Raw genomic sequence first — 18,119 nt, forward strand, 5'->3', positions numbered from 1 at the left:
GACCCGGTAAGTGTAGTGCCCGGGCTTCGCTTCGTCTGGAGCCGTTAATCTGAAAGTCGGGGCTGATTTTCTTATTGCGCCGTGGTAATAGTGAAACACTGTTGTAAAAAATCCAGGTAGAACCCCATGCCCGAACCTGCCGCTGAAACGGCACTGAGCGGACTGCGCCTCAATCTGCGCATCGTTTCCGTTGTGATTTTCAACTTTGCCAGCTATCTCACCATCGGCCTGCCGCTGGCGGTCCTGCCGGGCTATGTCCATGACGTGATGGGCTTCAGTGCCTTTTGGGCTGGGCTGGTGATTAGCCTGCAGTATTTCGCCACGCTCCTGAGCCGGCCGCATGCCGGTCGCTACGCGGACACGTTCGGTCCAAAAAGCATCGTGGTGGTGGGATTGTGCGGCTGCTTCCTCAGTGGCCTGAGCTACCTCCTGGCTGCCTCAGCCAGCCACTGGCCGCTGGTCAGCCTGGCGCTCCTCTGCCTGGGCCGCGTCATCCTCGGCATCGGGCAAAGCCTGGCGGGAACCGGCTCGACGCTGTGGGGCGTGGGGGTTGTCGGCGCGCCGCACATTGGCCGGGTGATCTCCTGGAACGGAATTGTCACCTACGGTGCGATGGCGCTCGGTGCGCCGCTCGGCGTGGCCTGCTATGCGTTTGGCGGGCTGTATGGGCTGGCCGTCACCATCATGGCGGTCGCGCTGCTGGCGATTCTGTTTGCGCTGCCGCGCCCGAAAGTGAAGGCCAGCAAGGGCAAGCCGCTGCCGTTTCGGGCGGTGCTGGGGCGCGTCTGGCCGTATGGCATGGCGTTGGCGCTGGCGACCACCGGCTTCGGTGTGATCGCCACCTTCATTACCCTGTTCTATGACGCCAAAGGCTGGGACGGCGCGGCCTTTGCGTTAACCCTGTTCAGCTGTGCGTTTGTTGGCGCGCGCCTGCTTTTCCCTAACGGCATCAACCGTCTGGGTGGGCTGAACGTGGCGATGATCTGCTTTGCGATAGAGATTGTCGGGTTGCTGCTGACCGGAATAGCGATGGTGCCCTGGGTCGCGAAAGTGGGCGTCTTCCTCGCGGGGGCCGGTTTCTCACTGGTCTTCCCGGCGCTGGGCGTGGTGGCGGTTAAAGCCGTGCCGCCGCAGAATCAGGGCGCCGCGCTGGCGACCTATACGGTGTTTATGGATATGTCGTTAGGCATTACCGGCCCGCTGGCGGGGCTGGTGATGGCCTGGGCAGGCGTGCCGGTGATCTATCTTGCCGCAGCGGGTCTGGTGATCGTGGCCTTGCTGCTGACGTGGCGGCTAAAAAAATGGCCCCCGGTGCAGGCACCGGAGGCCACGTCATCATCGTGAAACGTTACTGGATCACGATGGTGTTAATGATGTTTTCAGCAGCCGTCTGCGCTTTCTGCTGATCTTCCGCTGGAAGGGTGATCTGCAGGGTCAGGAGTTTGTTATCGACCTTGCCCAGCACGACAGAGGAGTACGCGGTCTGGCCTTTCGCAGAGATGATGCTGTCCAGCTGCTGCAGCTTATGGCCTTTCAGCTCGATGGATTTATTGGTCACGACCTGCAGCTGCGGGTCGCGGCCGCGCTGCTGATCTTCAAGACGTTTGGACAGGACGGCCAGATCTTCGCTGGTGTCGTCGCCCACAATCACAATGACCGCTTTCTGCCCGGTTGCGTCGGAGTAAACGTGCATGTTGTTCGCCTGAGTGCCCAGCTTGCCGCTCTGGTCAGTCATATCGGCTGGCAGAGAGAAGCTGAGTTTGCCATCCATCAGATTTACCGGCTGGCCGGTCGCATTGCTTTCTGCGGATGCGCCCTGAGCAGGCGTTTTCGTGTCGCTGTTATCACAGGCTGCAAGACCCACAACCAGCAGGCCAATCCCGACATATTTAACCAGATTGCGCATTGACTTCTTCCTTTCGATAAACGGCCATAACGGCTCATTCGTTCATCTTATCACAACTGATAAAGCGAACCCTTAACCTGCCTGCAATGCCGTGATTTCAGATTTATCTGCCAGCCTTTTCAGCAGCATATTCAGCAGCACGCCGTACATGGGCAGGAAGAAGACAATGCTGATGAGCACCTTAAAGCAGTAGTCCACCAGCGCGATTTCCATCCAGTGTTCGGCCATAAACGCATCCGGGCTACGCCAGAAGGCGATGAAGAAGAAGGCCAGCGTATCGCTCACGTTACCGAACAGCGTGGAGGCGGTGGGCGCCATCCACCAGCGATGATTCTGACGCAGGCGGTTAAACACGTGCACGTCGAGGATCTGCCCCAGCGCGTAGGCCATAAAGCTTGCTGCGGCGATACGGGCGACAAACAGGTTGAAGTGGGTTAACGCCTCAAAACCCTGCCAGCTTCCCATATAAAACAGAGACGAAACCCCGTACGAGATGAACAGCGCCGGGAGCATGACCGCAAAAATAATGCGGCGAGCCAGCGGTGCGCCAAAGATACGCACGGTCAGATCGGTGGCGAGGAAAATAAACGGAAAACTGAACGCGCCCCAGGTGGTATGAAAACCAAAGATGGAGATAGGGAGCTGCACCAGATAGTTGCTGGAGGTGATCACCAGCAAATGGAAAAGCGAAAGCCAGAACAACGCTTTTACGCGCTGAGATTCAGAAAACTGCGTCATATTGTGACCTTTTTATACGTTGGGGTGAGGGAACCCAATAAAAACCGCAGCATGATACTGCTTTGACAGGACATTGCAATGGTTAGTTTTTACGCAATCGTTAACCTGGTTTGCATTGATCGCAACCGGGCGTAAACTACAGCCGTTTTTACCTGACCGAGAAGATCATGACCGACCTGTTTTCCAGCCCAGACCACACCCTTGATGCCCAGGGCCTTCGCTGCCCGGAACCGGTAATGATGGTACGTAAGACCGTGCGCAATATGCAGACCGGTGAAACGCTGCTGATTATTGCCGATGACCCGGCCACGACCCGCGATATTCCCGGTTTTTGTACCTTTATGGAACATGAGCTGATGGCACAGCAGACCGAGGCGCTGCCGTACCGGTATTTGATTCGTAAGGGGTAGGTGGGCGGCTTCTGCGGCCTGATGCCCTCACCCTGTGGGCCGAGGGTTCCCCACAAAATAATGCCTGCACGGACGACCCCCTCTCCCTTGAGGGAGAGGGCTGGGGTGAGGGGGAACATACGGCTCTGGTGGTCATTCCGTTCACTTTATGTTCCTTGCTACTCTGTAAGGAACATAAAGTGAACGTGCCAGGGCGGCTCAATCGCCGCCGCCCTAGCGACCCGGGCTCCCGGCGGTAAATCGCCGCTTCGCGGTGCCTTCGGCTTATTCCTTCCGGCTTGTCGGGGGCGGGCGGAGGTAACGTCCCTGTAAAGCCCGCCCTCTCGGCGCATCCATGCGCCTCGCCCCGGCCTACAGGAAACGCCTCAGCGATTTACAGCCGGACCAGGACATCGCTGTAAGTTATTCATTTCTCTGAAGCAATGTTCATCGCTTCAGGAAAAAATTACTGGGGATCCCTTAGCCCACGGGGAGAGGGAGCAAACACTAAAAATGGCCACGTAGTGGCCATTTTGCTTTTACCTAGCCTTTCATCCACGCCCTGATCCCATCCAGGAACATCTGCGTTGCCATCATGACCAGAATCAGCCCCATCAGGCGTTCCAGCGCGTTTACCCCTTTTTCGCCCAGCAGGCGCAGGAACAGGGACGACTGCAGCAGGATGATAAACGTCCCGCCCCAGGCAATCAGCAGGGCAATGACCAGATGGCTCATCTGGTTCGGATACTGATGCGACAGCAGCATCAGCGTCGCCAGAATGGTTGGCCCCGCGACGAGCGGGATCGCCAGCGGCACAATAAACGGCTCTTCACCCGCAGGCAGGCCGCTGCTGCTGCCTTCGGCGCTCGGGAAGATCATCTTAATGGCAATCAGGAACAGAATAATCCCGCCGGAAATGGAGACCGTTTCGGCGCGCAGGTTCAGGAACGCGAGGATTTTTTCACCGGCAAACAGGAAGATAAACATCACCAGCAGGGCAATAAGCAGCTCGCGGATCATGATCGCCCGGCGGCGCTTCGGCTCGGTGTGCTTCAGCACCGACATGAAGATGGGCAGGTTGCCCAGGGGATCCATAATCAGGATCAATAAAACCGCTGCTGAAATGATTTCACTCATGTAAATTATCCCTGAAACTCTCTATGGTTATTATGATAATTAGCTGTATTTCTGATTGCCGGGCAATCATCGATTAATTTCGCTTGCGACTTTGGCAGCATTTTGTAATGTGAAGCATATCCCAGTTCAATACTGGCTTGCACAATCAGCACACACCCTCAGCAGGAAAAAAATGCTATGAAAAACGTTGGTTTCATCGGCTGGCGCGGTATGGTCGGCTCTGTACTCATGCAACGCATGGTTGAAGAGCGCGATTTCGACGCTATCCGCCCGGTCTTCTTCTCCACTTCTCAGCTCGGCCAGGCTGCTCCGTCCTTTGGTGGTACCACAGGCACGTTGCAGGATGCTTACGATCTGGAAGCGCTGAAGGCGCTCGACATTATTGTGACCTGCCAGGGCGGCGATTATACCAACGAAATCTATCCAAAGCTGCGTGAAAGCGGCTGGCAGGGCTACTGGATTGACGCGGCCTCGTCGCTGCGCATGAAAGACGATGCCATCATCATTCTCGACCCGGTTAACCAGGGCGTGATCACCGATGGCCTGAACAACGGCGTGAAAACGTTTGTTGGCGGTAACTGCACCGTCAGCCTGATGCTGATGTCCCTCGGCGGCCTGTTCGCGCAGGACCTGGTAGAGTGGGTCTCCGTGGCGACCTACCAGGCGGCGTCCGGCGGCGGTGCGCGTCATATGCGTGAGCTGCTGACCCAGATGGGCCAACTGCACCAGAGCGTCGCGACCGAGCTGGCAGACCCGGCTTCCGCGATCCTCGACATCGAGCGTAAAGTCACTCAACTGACCCGCAGCGGCGAGCTGCCGGTGGATAACTTTGGTGTACCGCTGGCCGGTGGCCTGATCCCGTGGATCGACAAACAGCTGGATAATGGCCAGACCCGCGAAGAGTGGAAAGGCCAGGCTGAGACCAACAAAATTCTCGCGACCGCGAACACCATTCCGGTAGACGGCCTGTGCGTACGTATCGGCGCGCTGCGCTGCCACAGCCAGGCTTTCACCATTAAACTGAAAAAAGATGTGTCTATTCCGACCGTGGAAGAGCTGCTGGCCGCGCACAACCCGTGGGCGAAAGTAGTACCAAACGATCGTGATATCACTATGCGTGAACTGACCCCAGCAGCAGTGACCGGCACGCTGACCACCCCGGTTGGCCGCCTGCGCAAGCTGAACATGGGGCCGGAGTATCTCTCCGCGTTCACCGTCGGTGACCAGCTCCTGTGGGGCGCCGCCGAACCGCTGCGCCGCATGCTGCGCCAGCTGGCGTAATAATTTGTTAAACACAGGGGGTGATTGTCACCCCCTTTTTTTGCGTACTACATGGAGTAAAACGCAGATGTCTTATTTTTTATCAGGAGGAACCACGACGTTGGCTATGCTTTAAGGAAGATTTATTTCTCACCTGAGGGTAGGACGGAGCAGAGAGGATTAGCTGCACCGTTTAGGTCACATTAAAAGTCGTCCCGGAGCGAATAAAAAGGGCGACATAAAAAAACAGGATGAATACCATGTCCGATCGTATTTCGAGAGACGTGATAAATGCGCTTATTGCGGGTCACTTTGCCGACCCCTTTTCTGTGCTAGGGATGCACCGCACCGAGGCCGGGCTGGAAGTCAGGGCACTGTTACCGGATGCCACAGAAGTCTGGGTTATCGAACCCAAAACCGGCCGCAAGGTGGGTAATCTGGAATGCCTCGATTCCCGTGGCTTCTTCTCGGGCGTAATGCCCCGCCGTAAAAACCCTTTCCGCTATCAGCTTGCCGTCATCTGGCACGGTCAGCAAAACCTGATTGACGATCCTTATAGCTTTGGCCCCCTCTTAAAAGAGATGGACGCCTGGTTGCTGTCCGAAGGGACCCATTTGCGCCCCTACGAAACGTTGGGTGCCCATGCGGATACCATGGACGGTATCACCGGCACGCGCTTTGCCGTATGGGCGCCAAACGCCCAGCGCGTCTCCGTCGTTGGGCAGTTCAACTACTGGGACGGTCGTCGTCATCCCATGCGTCTGCGCCGCGAAACCGGCATCTGGGAGCTGTTTATCCCCGGGGCGCATAACGGCCAGCTCTACAAATTTGAGATGATCGACGCGCACGGCAAGCTGCGCATTAAAGCCGACCCGTACGCCTTCGAGGCGCAGATGCGCCCGGATACCGCATCGCTGATCTGCGGCCTGCCGGAGAAGGTCGTTCAGACCGAGGAGCGCAAGCAGGCCAACCGCTTTGATGCGCCAATCTCCGTTTACGAAGTGCATCTCGGCTCCTGGCGTCGCCACACCGATAACAACTTCTGGCTCAGCTACCGGGAGCTCGCCGACCAGCTGGTGCCGTACGCCAAATGGATGGGCTTTACCCACCTCGAACTGCTGCCGGTTAACGAGCACCCGTTCGATGGCAGCTGGGGCTATCAGCCCACCGGGCTGTATGCGCCAACGCGGCGCTTCGGCACGCGTGATGACTTCCGCTATTTCATTGATGCCGCGCACGCCGCCGGGCTGAACGTAATCCTCGACTGGGTGCCGGGCCATTTCCCGGCGGATGATTTCGCGCTGGCAGAGTTTGACGGTACGAAGCTGTACGAGCACAGCGATCCTCGCGAAGGCTATCACCAGGACTGGAACACGCTGATCTACAACTACGGTCGCCGTGAGGTCTCAAACTACCTGGTCGGGAATGCCCTGTACTGGATCGAGCGGTTTGGCATCGATGCCCTGCGCGTGGATGCGGTGGCGTCGATGATCTACCGCGACTACAGCCGCAAAGAGGGGGAGTGGATCCCGAACGAGTTTGGCGGCCGCGAAAACCTGGAAGCGATTGAATTCCTGCGTAATACCAACCGCATTATCGGCGAGCAGGTGGACGGTGCCGTGACCATGGCGGAAGAGTCGACCGACTTTGCGGGCGTCTCCCGTCCGCCGTCATTGGGCGGCCTGGGGTTCTGGTATAAGTGGAACCTGGGCTGGATGCACGACACGCTCGACTACATGAAGCTGGATCCGGTTCACCGTAAGTATCATCACGATAAGCTGACGTTCGGGATGCTCTACAACTACACCGAAAACTTCATGCTGCCGCTGTCGCACGATGAGGTGGTACACGGTAAAAAATCGATTCTCGACCGCATGCCGGGCGACGCGTGGCAGAAGTTTGCCAACCTGCGCGCCTATTACGGCTGGATGTTTGCCTTCCCGGGCAAGAAACTGCTGTTCATGGGCAATGAGTTCGCCCAAGGGCGCGAGTGGAACCACGACGCCAGCCTCGACTGGCATCTGCTGGAAGGCGGCGACAACTGGCACCACGGGGTGCAGCGTCTGGTGCGCGATCTGAACCTGACCTATCGCCACCACAAAGCGCTGCACGAGCTCGACTTCGATCCGTACGGCTTTGAATGGCTGGTGGTGGACGACCATGAGCGTTCGGTGTTTGTCTTTGTGCGTCGTGACAAGGCGGGTAACGAGATCATCGTCGCCAGCAACTTCACTCCGGTGCCGCGTGAACACTACCGCTTCGGCATTAACCAGCCGGGCAAATGGCGTGAAATTCTGAATACCAACTCGATGCACTACCACGGCAGCAACGCCGGTAACGGCGGGCTGGTACAGAGCGACGCCATTGAAAGCCACAGGCGACCCAACTCCCTGAGCCTGACGCTGCCGCCGCTTGGCACCATCTGGCTGATGCGGGAGGGCGAATGACGCAGCTTACGGCAGGTAAACCCGAACCGCTCGGGGCGAGATTTGACGGAAAGGGGGTCAATTTCACCCTCTTTTCCGCTCACGCGGAGCGGGTAGAACTCTGTGTATTTGACGGGGAAGGTAACGAGCACCGTTACGATTTACCGGCGCGCACGGGGGATACCTGGCACGGCTACCTGGCCGGAGGACGGCCAGGCATGCACTACGGTTTTCGCGTTCACGGCCCCTGGGAGCCTTCTCAGGGGCACTGGTTTAACCCGGCGAAGCTGCTAATTGACCCCTGCGCGCACCGCGTGGACGGCGAATTTAAAGATGACCCGCTCTTCCACGTGGGCTACGGCGAGCCTGACCACCGCGACAGCGCGCCCGTCGCGCCAAAAAGCGTGGTGGTGAACGATCTTTATGACTGGGAAGATGATGCCCCGCCGCAGACGCCGTGGGGCAAGACCGTTATTTATGAAGCCCACGTCAAAGGGCTGACCTACCTGCATCCGTCGATCCCGAAAGAGATGCGCGGCACCTATAAGGCGCTCGGACATCCCACCATGATCGCCTACCTGAAAAACCTCGGCATCACCGCCCTGGAACTGCTTCCCGTCGCCCATTTTGCCAGCGAGCCGCGTCTGCAGCGGCTGGGGCTAAGCAACTACTGGGGCTATAACCCGCTGGCGATGTTCGCGCTCGAACCGCGCTATGCCGTCCATCCGGAAAAGGCGCGGGACGAGTTCCGCGATGCGGTGAAGGCGCTCCACGCGGCGGGCATTGAGGTCATTCTGGACGTAGTGCTGAACCACAGCGCCGAAAGCGATCTCGACGGCCCGACGCTCTCCATGCGCGGAATTGATAACCGTAGCTATTATTGGATCAGGCAGGATGGCGATTACGAGAACTGGACCGGCTGCGGCAACACGCTCAATCTCAGCCATCCGGCGGTCACGCATTTTGCGTATGAATGCCTGAAATACTGGGTAGAGACATTCCACGTCGACGGTTTTCGTTTCGACCTGGCGCCGGTGATGGGGCGCACGCCGGCGTTCAGCCAGCAGGCGCCGCTGTTTGAGGCGATAAAAAACTGCCCGGTGCTCTCGCAGGTGAAGCTCATTGCCGAGCCGTGGGACATCGGTGAAGGCGGTTATCAGGTCGGGAATTTCCCGCCGCTGTTTGCCGAGTGGAACGACCACTATCGCGACGCCGTGCGCCGCTTCTGGCTGGAGCGGAACCTGTCGCTGGGGGAATTTGCCGGGCGCTTTGCCGCGTCGAGCGATCTCTTTAAGCGCGACGGCAAACGCCCCTCGGCCACCGTCAATCTGTTGACGGCGCACGACGGTTTTACGCTCAGGGACTGCGTTTGTTTCAATCAGAAACACAATGAGGCGAACGGCGAAGAGAATCGCGATGGCACTAACAATAACCATAGCTTCAATCATGGTATAGAAGGGTTAGGCGGAAGTCTGGATGTGATAGAGCGGCGACGCGCCAGCGTTCATGCGCTGCTGACGACGCTTTTGCTGTCTCAGGGCACGCCGATGCTGCTGGCGGGCGACGAGCACGGCCACAGCCAGCACGGTAACAACAACGCCTATTGCCAGGACAACACCTTAACCTGGCTCGACTGGGGTGAAGCCAACAGCGGGCTGATTCATTTTACCGCTGCGCTGATCCATCTTCGCCAGCAGATCCCCGCGCTGACCGCCAACAGCTGGTGGGAAGAGGGTGACGGCAACGTTCGCTGGCTGAATAAAGACGCGCAACCGTTAAGCGCGCAAGAGTGGCAACACGGCGTACCACGCCTGCAAATCCTGCTGTCGGATAAATGGCTGGTGACGCTGAACGCGACGGACGACGTCGCAGAGATTGTTTTACCTGAAGGGGAATGGCGCGCCGTTCCTCCCTTTGCCGGAGCGGATAATCCGGTAGTAATGGCTGTCTGGCACGGGCCTGCGCACGGAGTGTGCGTATTCCAAAGATGATAAAAAAGGAGTTAGTCATGGTTAGATTAGAGAAGAACGATCCCTTAATGTTGGCACGCCAGCTACCATTAAAAACGGTTGCCCTGATACTTGCGGGCGGGCGTGGTACCCGTCTTAAAGATTTGACCATCAAGCGCGCCAAGCCGGCCGTTCACTTTGGTGGCAAGTTCCGTATTATCGACTTTGCGCTCTCCAACTGCCTGAACTCGGGCATTCGCCGCATCGGCGTCATTACGCAGTATCAGTCGCACACGCTGGTTCAGCATATTCAGCGCGGCTGGTCTTTCTTCAGCGAAGAGATGAACGAGTTTGTCGATCTCCTTCCTGCGCAGCAACGCGTCCACGGCGAAAACTGGTATCGCGGGACAGCGGATGCGGTGACCCAGAACCTCGACATCATTCGTCGCTACAACGCGGAATACATCGTGATCCTCGCCGGGGACCACATCTACAAGCAAGATTACTCCCACATGCTGATCGACCACGTCGAAAAAGGGGCGCGCTGCACCGTGGCGTGTCTGCCGGTGCCCGTTGCTGAAGCGACGGCGTTTGGCGTGATGCACGTGGATGCGGACGACAAAATTATCGACTTCGTTGAAAAACCGGCGAACCCGCCAACCATGCCTGGCGATGACACCAAATCACTCGCCAGCATGGGGATCTATGTCTTTGACGCAGATTATCTTTATGAGCTGCTGGAAGAAGACGACAAAGACGAAAACTCCAGCCACGACTTCGGTAAAGACATCATTCCGAAAATCACGAAAGCTGGCATGGCGTATGCACATCCTTTCCCGCTGTCCTGCGTGCAGTCCGACCCGAATGCGGAACCCTACTGGCGCGATGTGGGCACCCTGGAAGCGTACTGGAAAGCGAACCTCGATCTGGCATCGGTCACGCCTGAACTGGATATGTACGACCAGAACTGGCCGATTCGTACCCATATGGAGTCGCTGCCGCCGGCCAAGTTCGTCCAGGACCGCTCCGGCAGTCACGGTATGACGCTGAACTCGCTGGTGTCCGGCGGGTGCATTATCTCCGGTTCGGTCGTGGTGCAGTCGGTGCTGTTCCCGCGCGTGCGGATAAATTCATTCTGTAATATCGATTCGGCAGTCTTGTTGCCGGATGTCTGGGTAGGGCGCTCGTGTCGTCTGCGTCGTTGCGTGATCGACCGTGCCTGCGTCATCCCTGAAGGGATGGTTATTGGGGAGAATGCGGAAGAAGACGCGCGTCGTTTCTACCGTTCGGAAGAGGGGATCGTGTTAGTCACACGGGAAATGTTGCGGAAGCTGCAGATCAAACAGGAGCGATGATGCAGGTTTTACACGTATGTTCTGAGATGTTCCCGTTATTAAAAACGGGCGGACTGGCAGATGTGCTTGGCGCATTACCGGCGGCGCAAATCGCCGGAGGCGTGGATACCCGAGTCCTGCTGCCCGCCTTTCCGGATATCCGGCGCGGTATACCTGATGCGAAAGTGGTGACCCGCCGTGAAACGTTTGCCGGACGCATTACCCTGCTGTTTGGACATTATAATGGCGTAGGGATTTACCTGATCGACGCGCCGCACTTATACGATCGCCCGGGCAGCCCGTATCACGATACGAACCTGTTCGCCTACACCGACAACGTGCTGCGCTTTGCGCTGCTCGGCTGGGTCGGCGCCGAAATGGCGACGGGGCTGGATCCATTCTGGCGTCCGGATGTGGTGCACGCGCACGACTGGCACGCCGGGCTTGCCCCGGCGTATCTCGCCGCGCGCGGCCACCCGGCGAAATCGGTCTTTACCGTGCATAACCTTGCCTATCAGGGGATGTACTACGCCCATCACATGAATGACATCGATCTGCCATGGTCGTTCTTTAACATGCACGGTCTGGAGTTTAACGGGCAGATCTCGTTCCTGAAGGCGGGGCTGTACTACGCCGATCACATCACGGCGGTGAGCCCAACCTACGCGCGTGAGATCACCCAGCCGGCGTTTGGCTACGGCATGGAAGGGTTGCTGCAGCAGCGCCATCGCGAAGGCCGCCTGTCGGGCATCCTGAACGGCGTGGATGAACAGATCTGGAGCCCGGAAACCGATCTCCTTCTGGCGGCGCGCTACGGTCGTGATTCCGTGGAAGACAAAGCGGAGAACAAACGCCAGCTGCAGATTGCGATGGGCCTGAAGGTGAACGACAAAGTGCCGCTGTTCGCCGTCGTGAGCCGCCTGACCAGCCAGAAAGGGCTGGATCTGGTGCTGGAGGCGTTGCCCGGTTTACTGGAGCAGGGGGGACAGCTGGCGCTGCTCGGCGCGGGCGACCCGGTGCTGCAGGAAGGTTTCCTTGCCGCCGCCGCGGAACACCCGGGGCAGGTAGGCGTGCAGATTGGCTACCACGAAGCGTTCTCGCACCGCATTATGGGCGGCGCGGACGTCATTCTGGTGCCAAGCCGTTTCGAACCCTGTGGACTGACGCAGCTGTACGGCCTGAAATACGGCACCCTGCCGCTGGTGCGCCGCACGGGCGGGCTGGCGGATACGGTATCGGATAGCTCTCTGGAAAACCTGGCGGACGGTATCGCCAGCGGATTTGTCTTTGAGGACAGTAATGCCTGGTCGCTGCTTCGGGCGATTCGGCGTGCTTTCGTCTTGTGGTCCCGTCCATCGCTGTGGCGCTACGTCCAACGCCAGGCGATGTCCATGGACTTTAGCTGGCATGTCGCGGCGCAGTCATACCGCGATCTCTATCAACGCTTGATGTAACGAGGCGAAGTTACTGATATGAACGCTCCATTTAGCTACTCTTCACCCACGCTCAGCGTTGAGGCGTTAAAGCACTCCATCGCCTACAAGCTGATGTTCACCATCGGGAAAGATCCGGTTATTGCCAACAAGCACGAGTGGCTGAACGCCACCCTGTTTGCGGTGCGTGACCGCCTGGTTGAACGCTGGCTGCGCTCAAACCGCGCCCAGCTCTCGCAGGAGACGCGTCAGGTTTACTACCTGTCGATGGAATTTTTGATTGGCCGCACGCTGTCCAATGCGCTGTTGTCGCTCGGTATTTATGACGACGTCAAAACCGCACTGGAAGAGATGGGGTTAGATTTAGAAGAACTGATCGACGAAGAGAACGACCCGGGCCTCGGTAACGGCGGTCTGGGACGTCTCGCCGCCTGCTTCCTCGACTCGCTGGCGACGCTGGCGCTGCCGGGCCGTGGCTACGGTATTCGCTACGATTACGGTATGTTCAAGCAGAATATCGTCGACGGGCGTCAAAAAGAGTCCCCGGACTACTGGCTGGAGTACGGCAACCCGTGGGAGTTTAAGCGCCACAACACGCGCTACAAGGTGCGCTTTGGCGGACGTATTCAGCAGGAAGGGAAAAAATCCCGCTGGGTGGAAACGGAAGAGATCCTGGCCGTGGCCTACGACCAGATTATCCCCGGCTACGACACCGACGCCACCAACACGCTGCGCCTGTGGAGTGCCCAGGCCAGTAGTGAAATTAACCTCGGTAAATTTAACCAGGGTGACTACTTCGCGGCGGTGGAGGATAAAAACCACTCCGAGAACGTGTCCCGCGTGCTGTACCCGGATGACTCGACCTACTCAGGCCGCGAGCTGCGCCTGCGCCAGGAGTATTTCCTCGTTTCGGCGACCATTCAGGACATCCTTAGCCGTCACCATCAACTGCACAAAACCTACGCCAACCTGGCGGAGAAAACCGCGATCCACCTTAATGACACCCACCCGGTGCTCTCTATTCCGGAGCTGATGCGCCTGCTGATCGACGAGCATAAGTTCAGCTGGGACGACGCCTTTGAGGTGACCTGTCAGGTGTTCTCATACACCAACCACACGCTGATGAGCGAAGCGCTGGAGACGTGGCCGGTGGACATGCTCGGCAAAATCCTGCCGCGCCATCTGCAGATTATCTTTGAGATTAACGACTACTTCCTTAAGACGCTGCAGGAGCAGTATCCAAACGATACCGGCCTGCTGAGCCGCGCGTCCATCATTGATGAGTCGAACGGTCGCCGCGTGCGCATGGCCTGGCTGGCGGTTGTCATCAGCCACAAGGTCAACGGCGTGTCCGAGCTCCACTCGAACCTGATGGTGCAGTCGCTGTTTGCGGACTTCGCGAAGATCTTCCCGACGCGGTTCTGCAACGTGACCAACGGCGTCACCCCGCGCCGCTGGCTGGCGCTGGCCAACCAGCCGCTCTCTGAGGTACTGGACGAGAATATTGGCCGCACCTGGCGTACCGATTTGAGCCAGCTGAGCGAGCTGGAACAGCATATTGATTTCCCGACGGTGAACAAAGCCGTGCGCGAAGCCAAGCTGCTGAACAAAAAACGTCTGGCGGTCTGGCTGGCGATGCACCTCAACGTGGTGGCAAACCCGAAAGCGCTGTTCGACGTTCAGATCAAACGCATCCATGAATACAAGCGTCAGCTGATGAACGTGCTGCACGTGATCACCCATTACAACCGCATCAAGGCCGATCCGACGGCCGAATGGGTGCCGCGCGTGAAGATCTTCGCCGGTAAGGCGGCGTCGGCCTATTACATGGCGAAGCACATTATTCATCTCATCAACGACGTGGCGAAGGTGGTTAACCAGGATCCGGACATTGGTGACAAGCTGAAGGTGGTATTCATTCCGAACTACAGCGTCAGCCTGGCGCAGCTGATCATCCCGGCGGCGGATCTCTCTGAACAGATTTCCACGGCGGGGACGGAGGCATCCGGCACCAGTAACATGAAGTTTGCCCTCAACGGCGCGCTGACCATCGGCACGCTGGACGGGGCGAACGTCGAGATGCTGGAGCACGTGGGCGAAGACAATATCTTTATCTTCGGTAATACGACGGAAGAGGTGGAGGCGCTGCGCAGGAAAGGCTACTCGCCACGTCAATATTACGAAGAGGATGAAGAGTTGCGTCAGGTGCTGACGCAGATCGCGACCGGCGTGTTTAGCCCTGATGAACCGAGCCGCTACCGCGATCTGGTGGATTCGCTGATTAACTTTGGCGATCACTACCAGGTGCTGGCGGATTACCGCAGCTACGTCGACTGTCAGGATAAGGTGGACGAACTGTATCGCCAACCTGAGAAGTGGACCAGCGCCGCGATGTACAACATCGCCAATATGGGCTATTTCTCGTCAGACAGAACCATCAAGGAGTATGCCGAGACGATCTGGCATATTGATCCGGTGAGGTTGTAAAAACAAAGCCCGGTGGCGCTGCGCTTACCGGGCCTACGGGATCGAGTAGGCCGGGTAAGGCGGAGCCGCCACCCGGCTTTTTTCAATTAAGACGCCAGCGACAGCTCACGTTTCGCCGCATGTTGCAGTAACCACTGCGCCACGCGAGACTGCTGTTCGGCGTTGAGCCACATCCCTTCTTTGGTACGGCGCCAGATAGCATCATCCAGACGACGCACCCACTCGTGCTCAACCAGATAACGCAGCTCGGCTTCGTACAGCTCGTGGCCGAAATGCTCGCCCAGATCGGCAATCTCTTTTGCATCACTCAGGATCAGCTCGGTATTGCTGCCGTAGGTGCGGGCATAGTGGCGCGCCATCCCTTCGGTGATGAACGGGAAACGACGGCGCAGCTTCGCGGCGTAATCATCGCGGTTATCGCCGATATCACCGCCAGGCAGGACCGCGCCTTTGGTCCATGCCGGGCCAATGCCTTTGTAGTACGGCGCCAGTTTTTCCAGCGCATGCTCGGCCAGCTTGCGGTAGGTGGTGAGCTTGCCGCCAAACACGGACAGCAGCGGCGCCTGACCGTTTACATCGTGAATATCGAGCGTATAGTCGCGGGTGATGGCCTGCGGTGAGTCAGATTCGTCATCGCACAGCGGACGCACGCCGGAGTAGGTCCAGACCACGTCGTCGCGCGACAGCTGTTTCTTAAAGTGCGCGTTATACACTTTGAGCAGGTAGTTCACTTCGCTCTCGTCGATCTCGACGTTCTTCGGATCGCCTTTGTACTCCACGTCGGTGGTGCCGATGATTGAGAATTCGTCCATCCACGGGATCACAAACACGATGCGCTTGTCTTCGTTCTGCAGAATGTAGGCTTGCTTCTGGGTATGCACGCGCGGCACCACAATGTGGCTGCCTTTGATCAGGCGGATGCCGTACGGGGAAGGCAGGTGCATGCCCTCATCAAAGAACTGTTTCACCCACGGGCCGGTGGCGTTCACCAGGCCGCGCGCTTTCCAGCTGAATTTCTCGCCGGTATCGATATCTTCCGCTTCGACAATCCACAGGCCGTTTTCACGGCGGGCAGAGGTTGCGCGGGTGCGGGTTTTCACCTCGCCGCCTTTCTTCTCGACCATCTGGGCATTCGCCAGCACCAGGCGGGCATCGTCCACCCAGCAGTCGGAATATTCGAATCCGCGCACGATTTCAGGCTTAAGGACCGATTCTGAGCCAAAACGCAAACCTTTCGAACCCGGGAGGCTGGTGCGTTTACCCAGATGATCGTACATAAACAGACCAATTCGGATCATCCACGCCGGACGCAGATGCGGGCGATGGGGCAGGCGGAAGCGCATCGGAATCGCCAGATGCGGGGCCATTTTCAGCAGCACTTCACGTTCGGCCAGCGCTTCACTGACCAGGCGGAATTCGTAGTGTTCCAGGTAGCGCAGGCCACCGTGAATCAGTTTGGAGCTGGCGGACGACGTCGCGCAGGCGAGATCGTTAGCTTCCAGCATCAGTACGGATAAACCGCGTCCTGCGGCATCGACCGCAATACCGGCACCGTTGATGCCACCGCCTATCACAATCAGATCTTTGGTTTCCATAACACCCTCATGCACTTTCGTTAAAGCTCAGAAATGTTCGATATCGCTCATAATAGCAAAGGAACGCGCTTTTGGTAACATCAAAAAAACAATTTAGAGTGATATGGATAACATAATGGCGTTTACCCGCCGCCAGGACGTACACTACGGGGTAAAATCGCATTCTCCCTCTCCCGTGGGAGAGGGCCGGGGTGAGGGCACCAGACCGCACCTAATCTGAACACTGTAAAGAGAACACCATGGATCAGTTTGAATGTATTAACGTAGAAGAAGCCCACCAGAAGATGCACCAGGGAAAAGCGGTGCTGGTGGACATCCGCGATCCGCAGAGTTTTGCGATGGGTCATACGCCGGGCGCGTTCCATCTCACCAACGACACGCTGGGCGCGTTTATGCGCGATAACGACTTCGACACGCCGGTGATGGTCATGTGCTATCACGGCAACAGCAGCAAAGGCGCGGCGCAGTACCTGCTGCAGCAGGGTTACGACGCGGTTTACAGCGTCGACGGCGGTTTCGATGCCTGGCATCGTCATTTCCCGGCGGAAGTGGAATACGCGTTTGAGCGCTGATCCCGCTATACTGTCCCCTTTTGTGTGGAAATAAGCGACCGCTGCCCATGTTGATGATCACCTCTTTTACTAACCCGCGCGTCGCCCAGGCGTTTGTCGACTATATGGCGACGCAGGGCGTTATTCTGACTATTCAGCAACATACGCAGACCGACGTCTGGCTGGCCGATGAGAGCCAGGCCGGGCGGGTAAACGAGGAGCTGGCGCGTTTTCTTGAGAACCCTGGCGACCCGCGCTATCTCGCGGCCAGCTGGCAATCCGGCCAGACCGGCAGCGGATTGCACTACAGCCGTTTTCCCTTCCTCGCCACCATTCGCGAGCGCGCGGGCCCGTTTACGCTGCTGCTGATGGCGGCCTGCATCATTGTTTTCATTATCATGAACGTGGTCGGCGACCAGAGCGTAATGATTGCCCTGGCGTGGCCCTATGACCCGTCTCTTGAGTTTGACGTCTGGCGCTACTTTAGCCACGCGCTGATGCACTTCTCGGTGATGCATATCCTCTTTAACCTGCTCTGGTGGTGGTATCTCGGCGGTGCCGTTGAAAAGCGTCTGGGCAGTGGCAAGCTGATCGTTATCACCATCATCAGCGCCCTGTTAAGCGGCTACGTGCAGCACAAGTTCAGCGGGCCGTGGTTCGGCGGGCTGTCGGGTGTCGTGTATGCCCTGATGGGTTACGTCTGGCTTCGCGGGGAGCGCGACCCGGAAAGTGGCATCTATCTGCAACGCGGATTAATAACCTTTGCGTTAATATGGCTAATTGCCGGATGGTTTGATCTGTTTGGTATGTCTATCGCCAACGGTGCGCACGTCGCCGGGCTGGCCGTGGGGCTGGCGATGGCCTTTGCCGACACGCTCCATGCGCGAAAACGAACATAATTCTCAGGGATAATT

14 protein-coding genes are annotated in these 18,119 nt (G+C 57.9%); 10 read left to right on the forward strand and 4 right to left on the reverse strand.

Features of this window, described 5'->3' with window-relative positions:
* The first annotated feature begins 126 nt into the window (after positions 1-126).
* On the forward strand, positions 127-1,344 hold the full coding sequence (locus tag CWR52_RS13905; protein ID WP_063622752.1) for an MFS transporter: 1,218 nt from the start codon (positions 127-129) through the stop codon (positions 1,342-1,344).
* A gap of 4 nt (positions 1,345-1,348) precedes the next feature.
* On the opposite strand, the gene CWR52_RS13910 is transcribed toward CWR52_RS13905, so the two are convergent.
* Together CWR52_RS13910 and CWR52_RS13915 are read right to left on the reverse strand one after the other, a co-directional pair.
* Positions 1,349-1,906 carry a DcrB family lipoprotein gene (locus tag CWR52_RS13910; protein ID WP_008503073.1) on the reverse strand — a complete coding sequence of 186 codons (558 nt, stop codon included), beginning with the start codon at positions 1,904-1,906 and terminating at the stop codon, positions 1,349-1,351.
* A 72-nt stretch (positions 1,907-1,978) separates the two neighbouring features.
* Positions 1,979-2,644 carry a 7-cyano-7-deazaguanine/7-aminomethyl-7-deazaguanine transporter gene (locus CWR52_RS13915; protein WP_008503072.1) on the reverse strand — a complete coding sequence of 222 codons (666 nt, stop codon included), beginning with the start codon at positions 2,642-2,644 and terminating at the stop codon, positions 1,979-1,981.
* Between the two features lie 167 nt (positions 2,645-2,811).
* Here CWR52_RS13915 and tusA point away from each other — a divergent pair, with 167 nt between their 5' ends.
* A complete protein-coding gene (gene tusA, locus CWR52_RS13920; RefSeq protein WP_104949942.1) occupies positions 2,812-3,054 on the forward strand; it encodes a sulfurtransferase TusA in 243 nt (80 codons plus the stop codon).
* A gap of 522 nt (positions 3,055-3,576) precedes the next feature.
* Here the strand turns inward: tusA and yhgN are convergent.
* Complete coding sequence (gene yhgN, locus CWR52_RS13925; RefSeq protein WP_003861574.1) at positions 3,577-4,170, reverse strand: NAAT family transporter YhgN; 594 nt, start codon at positions 4,168-4,170, stop codon at positions 3,577-3,579.
* 177 nt (positions 4,171-4,347) lie between these two features.
* On the opposite strand from yhgN, the gene asd reads away from it, so the two are divergent.
* From asd to glgP, 6 genes are all read left to right on the forward strand, one after another.
* Entirely contained in the window at positions 4,348-5,451 is a 1,104-nt protein-coding gene (gene asd, locus CWR52_RS13930; RefSeq protein ID WP_104949943.1) for an aspartate-semialdehyde dehydrogenase, read from the forward strand.
* A gap of 239 nt (positions 5,452-5,690) precedes the next feature.
* Positions 5,691-7,877: a 1,4-alpha-glucan branching enzyme gene (gene glgB / locus CWR52_RS13935; RefSeq protein WP_104949944.1), complete on the forward strand. Its 2,187-nt coding sequence runs from the start codon at positions 5,691-5,693 to the stop codon at positions 7,875-7,877.
* Positions 7,874-9,847 carry a glycogen debranching protein GlgX gene (glgX, locus tag CWR52_RS13940; protein ID WP_104949945.1) on the forward strand — a complete coding sequence of 658 codons (1,974 nt, stop codon included), beginning with the start codon at positions 7,874-7,876 and terminating at the stop codon, positions 9,845-9,847. Before glgB ends, glgX begins: the two co-directional genes overlap by 4 nt.
* 17 nt (positions 9,848-9,864) lie before the next feature.
* Entirely contained in the window at positions 9,865-11,160 is a 1,296-nt protein-coding gene (glgC, locus tag CWR52_RS13945; RefSeq protein ID WP_008503066.1) for a glucose-1-phosphate adenylyltransferase, read from the forward strand.
* Complete coding sequence (glgA, locus tag CWR52_RS13950; RefSeq protein ID WP_008503065.1) at positions 11,160-12,593, forward strand: glycogen synthase GlgA; 1,434 nt, start codon at positions 11,160-11,162, stop codon at positions 12,591-12,593. The genes glgC and glgA overlap by 1 nt, the downstream gene beginning before the upstream one ends.
* 18 nt (positions 12,594-12,611) lie before the next feature.
* Positions 12,612-15,059: a glycogen phosphorylase gene (gene glgP / locus CWR52_RS13955; protein WP_025910282.1), complete on the forward strand. Its 2,448-nt coding sequence runs from the start codon at positions 12,612-12,614 to the stop codon at positions 15,057-15,059.
* Between the two features lie 86 nt (positions 15,060-15,145).
* Here glgP and glpD read toward each other — a convergent pair whose 3' ends face one another.
* Positions 15,146-16,654: a glycerol-3-phosphate dehydrogenase gene (gene glpD, locus CWR52_RS13960; RefSeq protein WP_104949946.1), complete on the reverse strand. Its 1,509-nt coding sequence runs from the start codon at positions 16,652-16,654 to the stop codon at positions 15,146-15,148.
* A 239-nt stretch (positions 16,655-16,893) separates the two neighbouring features.
* Here glpD and glpE point away from each other — a divergent pair, with 239 nt between their 5' ends.
* Together glpE and glpG are read left to right on the forward strand one after the other, a co-directional pair.
* A complete protein-coding gene (glpE, locus tag CWR52_RS13965; RefSeq protein WP_008503062.1) occupies positions 16,894-17,226 on the forward strand; it encodes a thiosulfate sulfurtransferase GlpE in 333 nt (110 codons plus the stop codon).
* Positions 17,227-17,273: 47 nt separating this feature from the next.
* A complete protein-coding gene (gene glpG / locus CWR52_RS13970; RefSeq protein WP_028015659.1) occupies positions 17,274-18,104 on the forward strand; it encodes a rhomboid family intramembrane serine protease GlpG in 831 nt (276 codons plus the stop codon).
* The last annotated feature ends 15 nt before the right edge of the window (positions 18,105-18,119 follow it).

This window comes from Enterobacter sp. SGAir0187, assembly GCF_002952735.2.
Lineage (GTDB): Bacteria > Pseudomonadota > Gammaproteobacteria > Enterobacterales > Enterobacteriaceae > Enterobacter > Enterobacter quasiroggenkampii.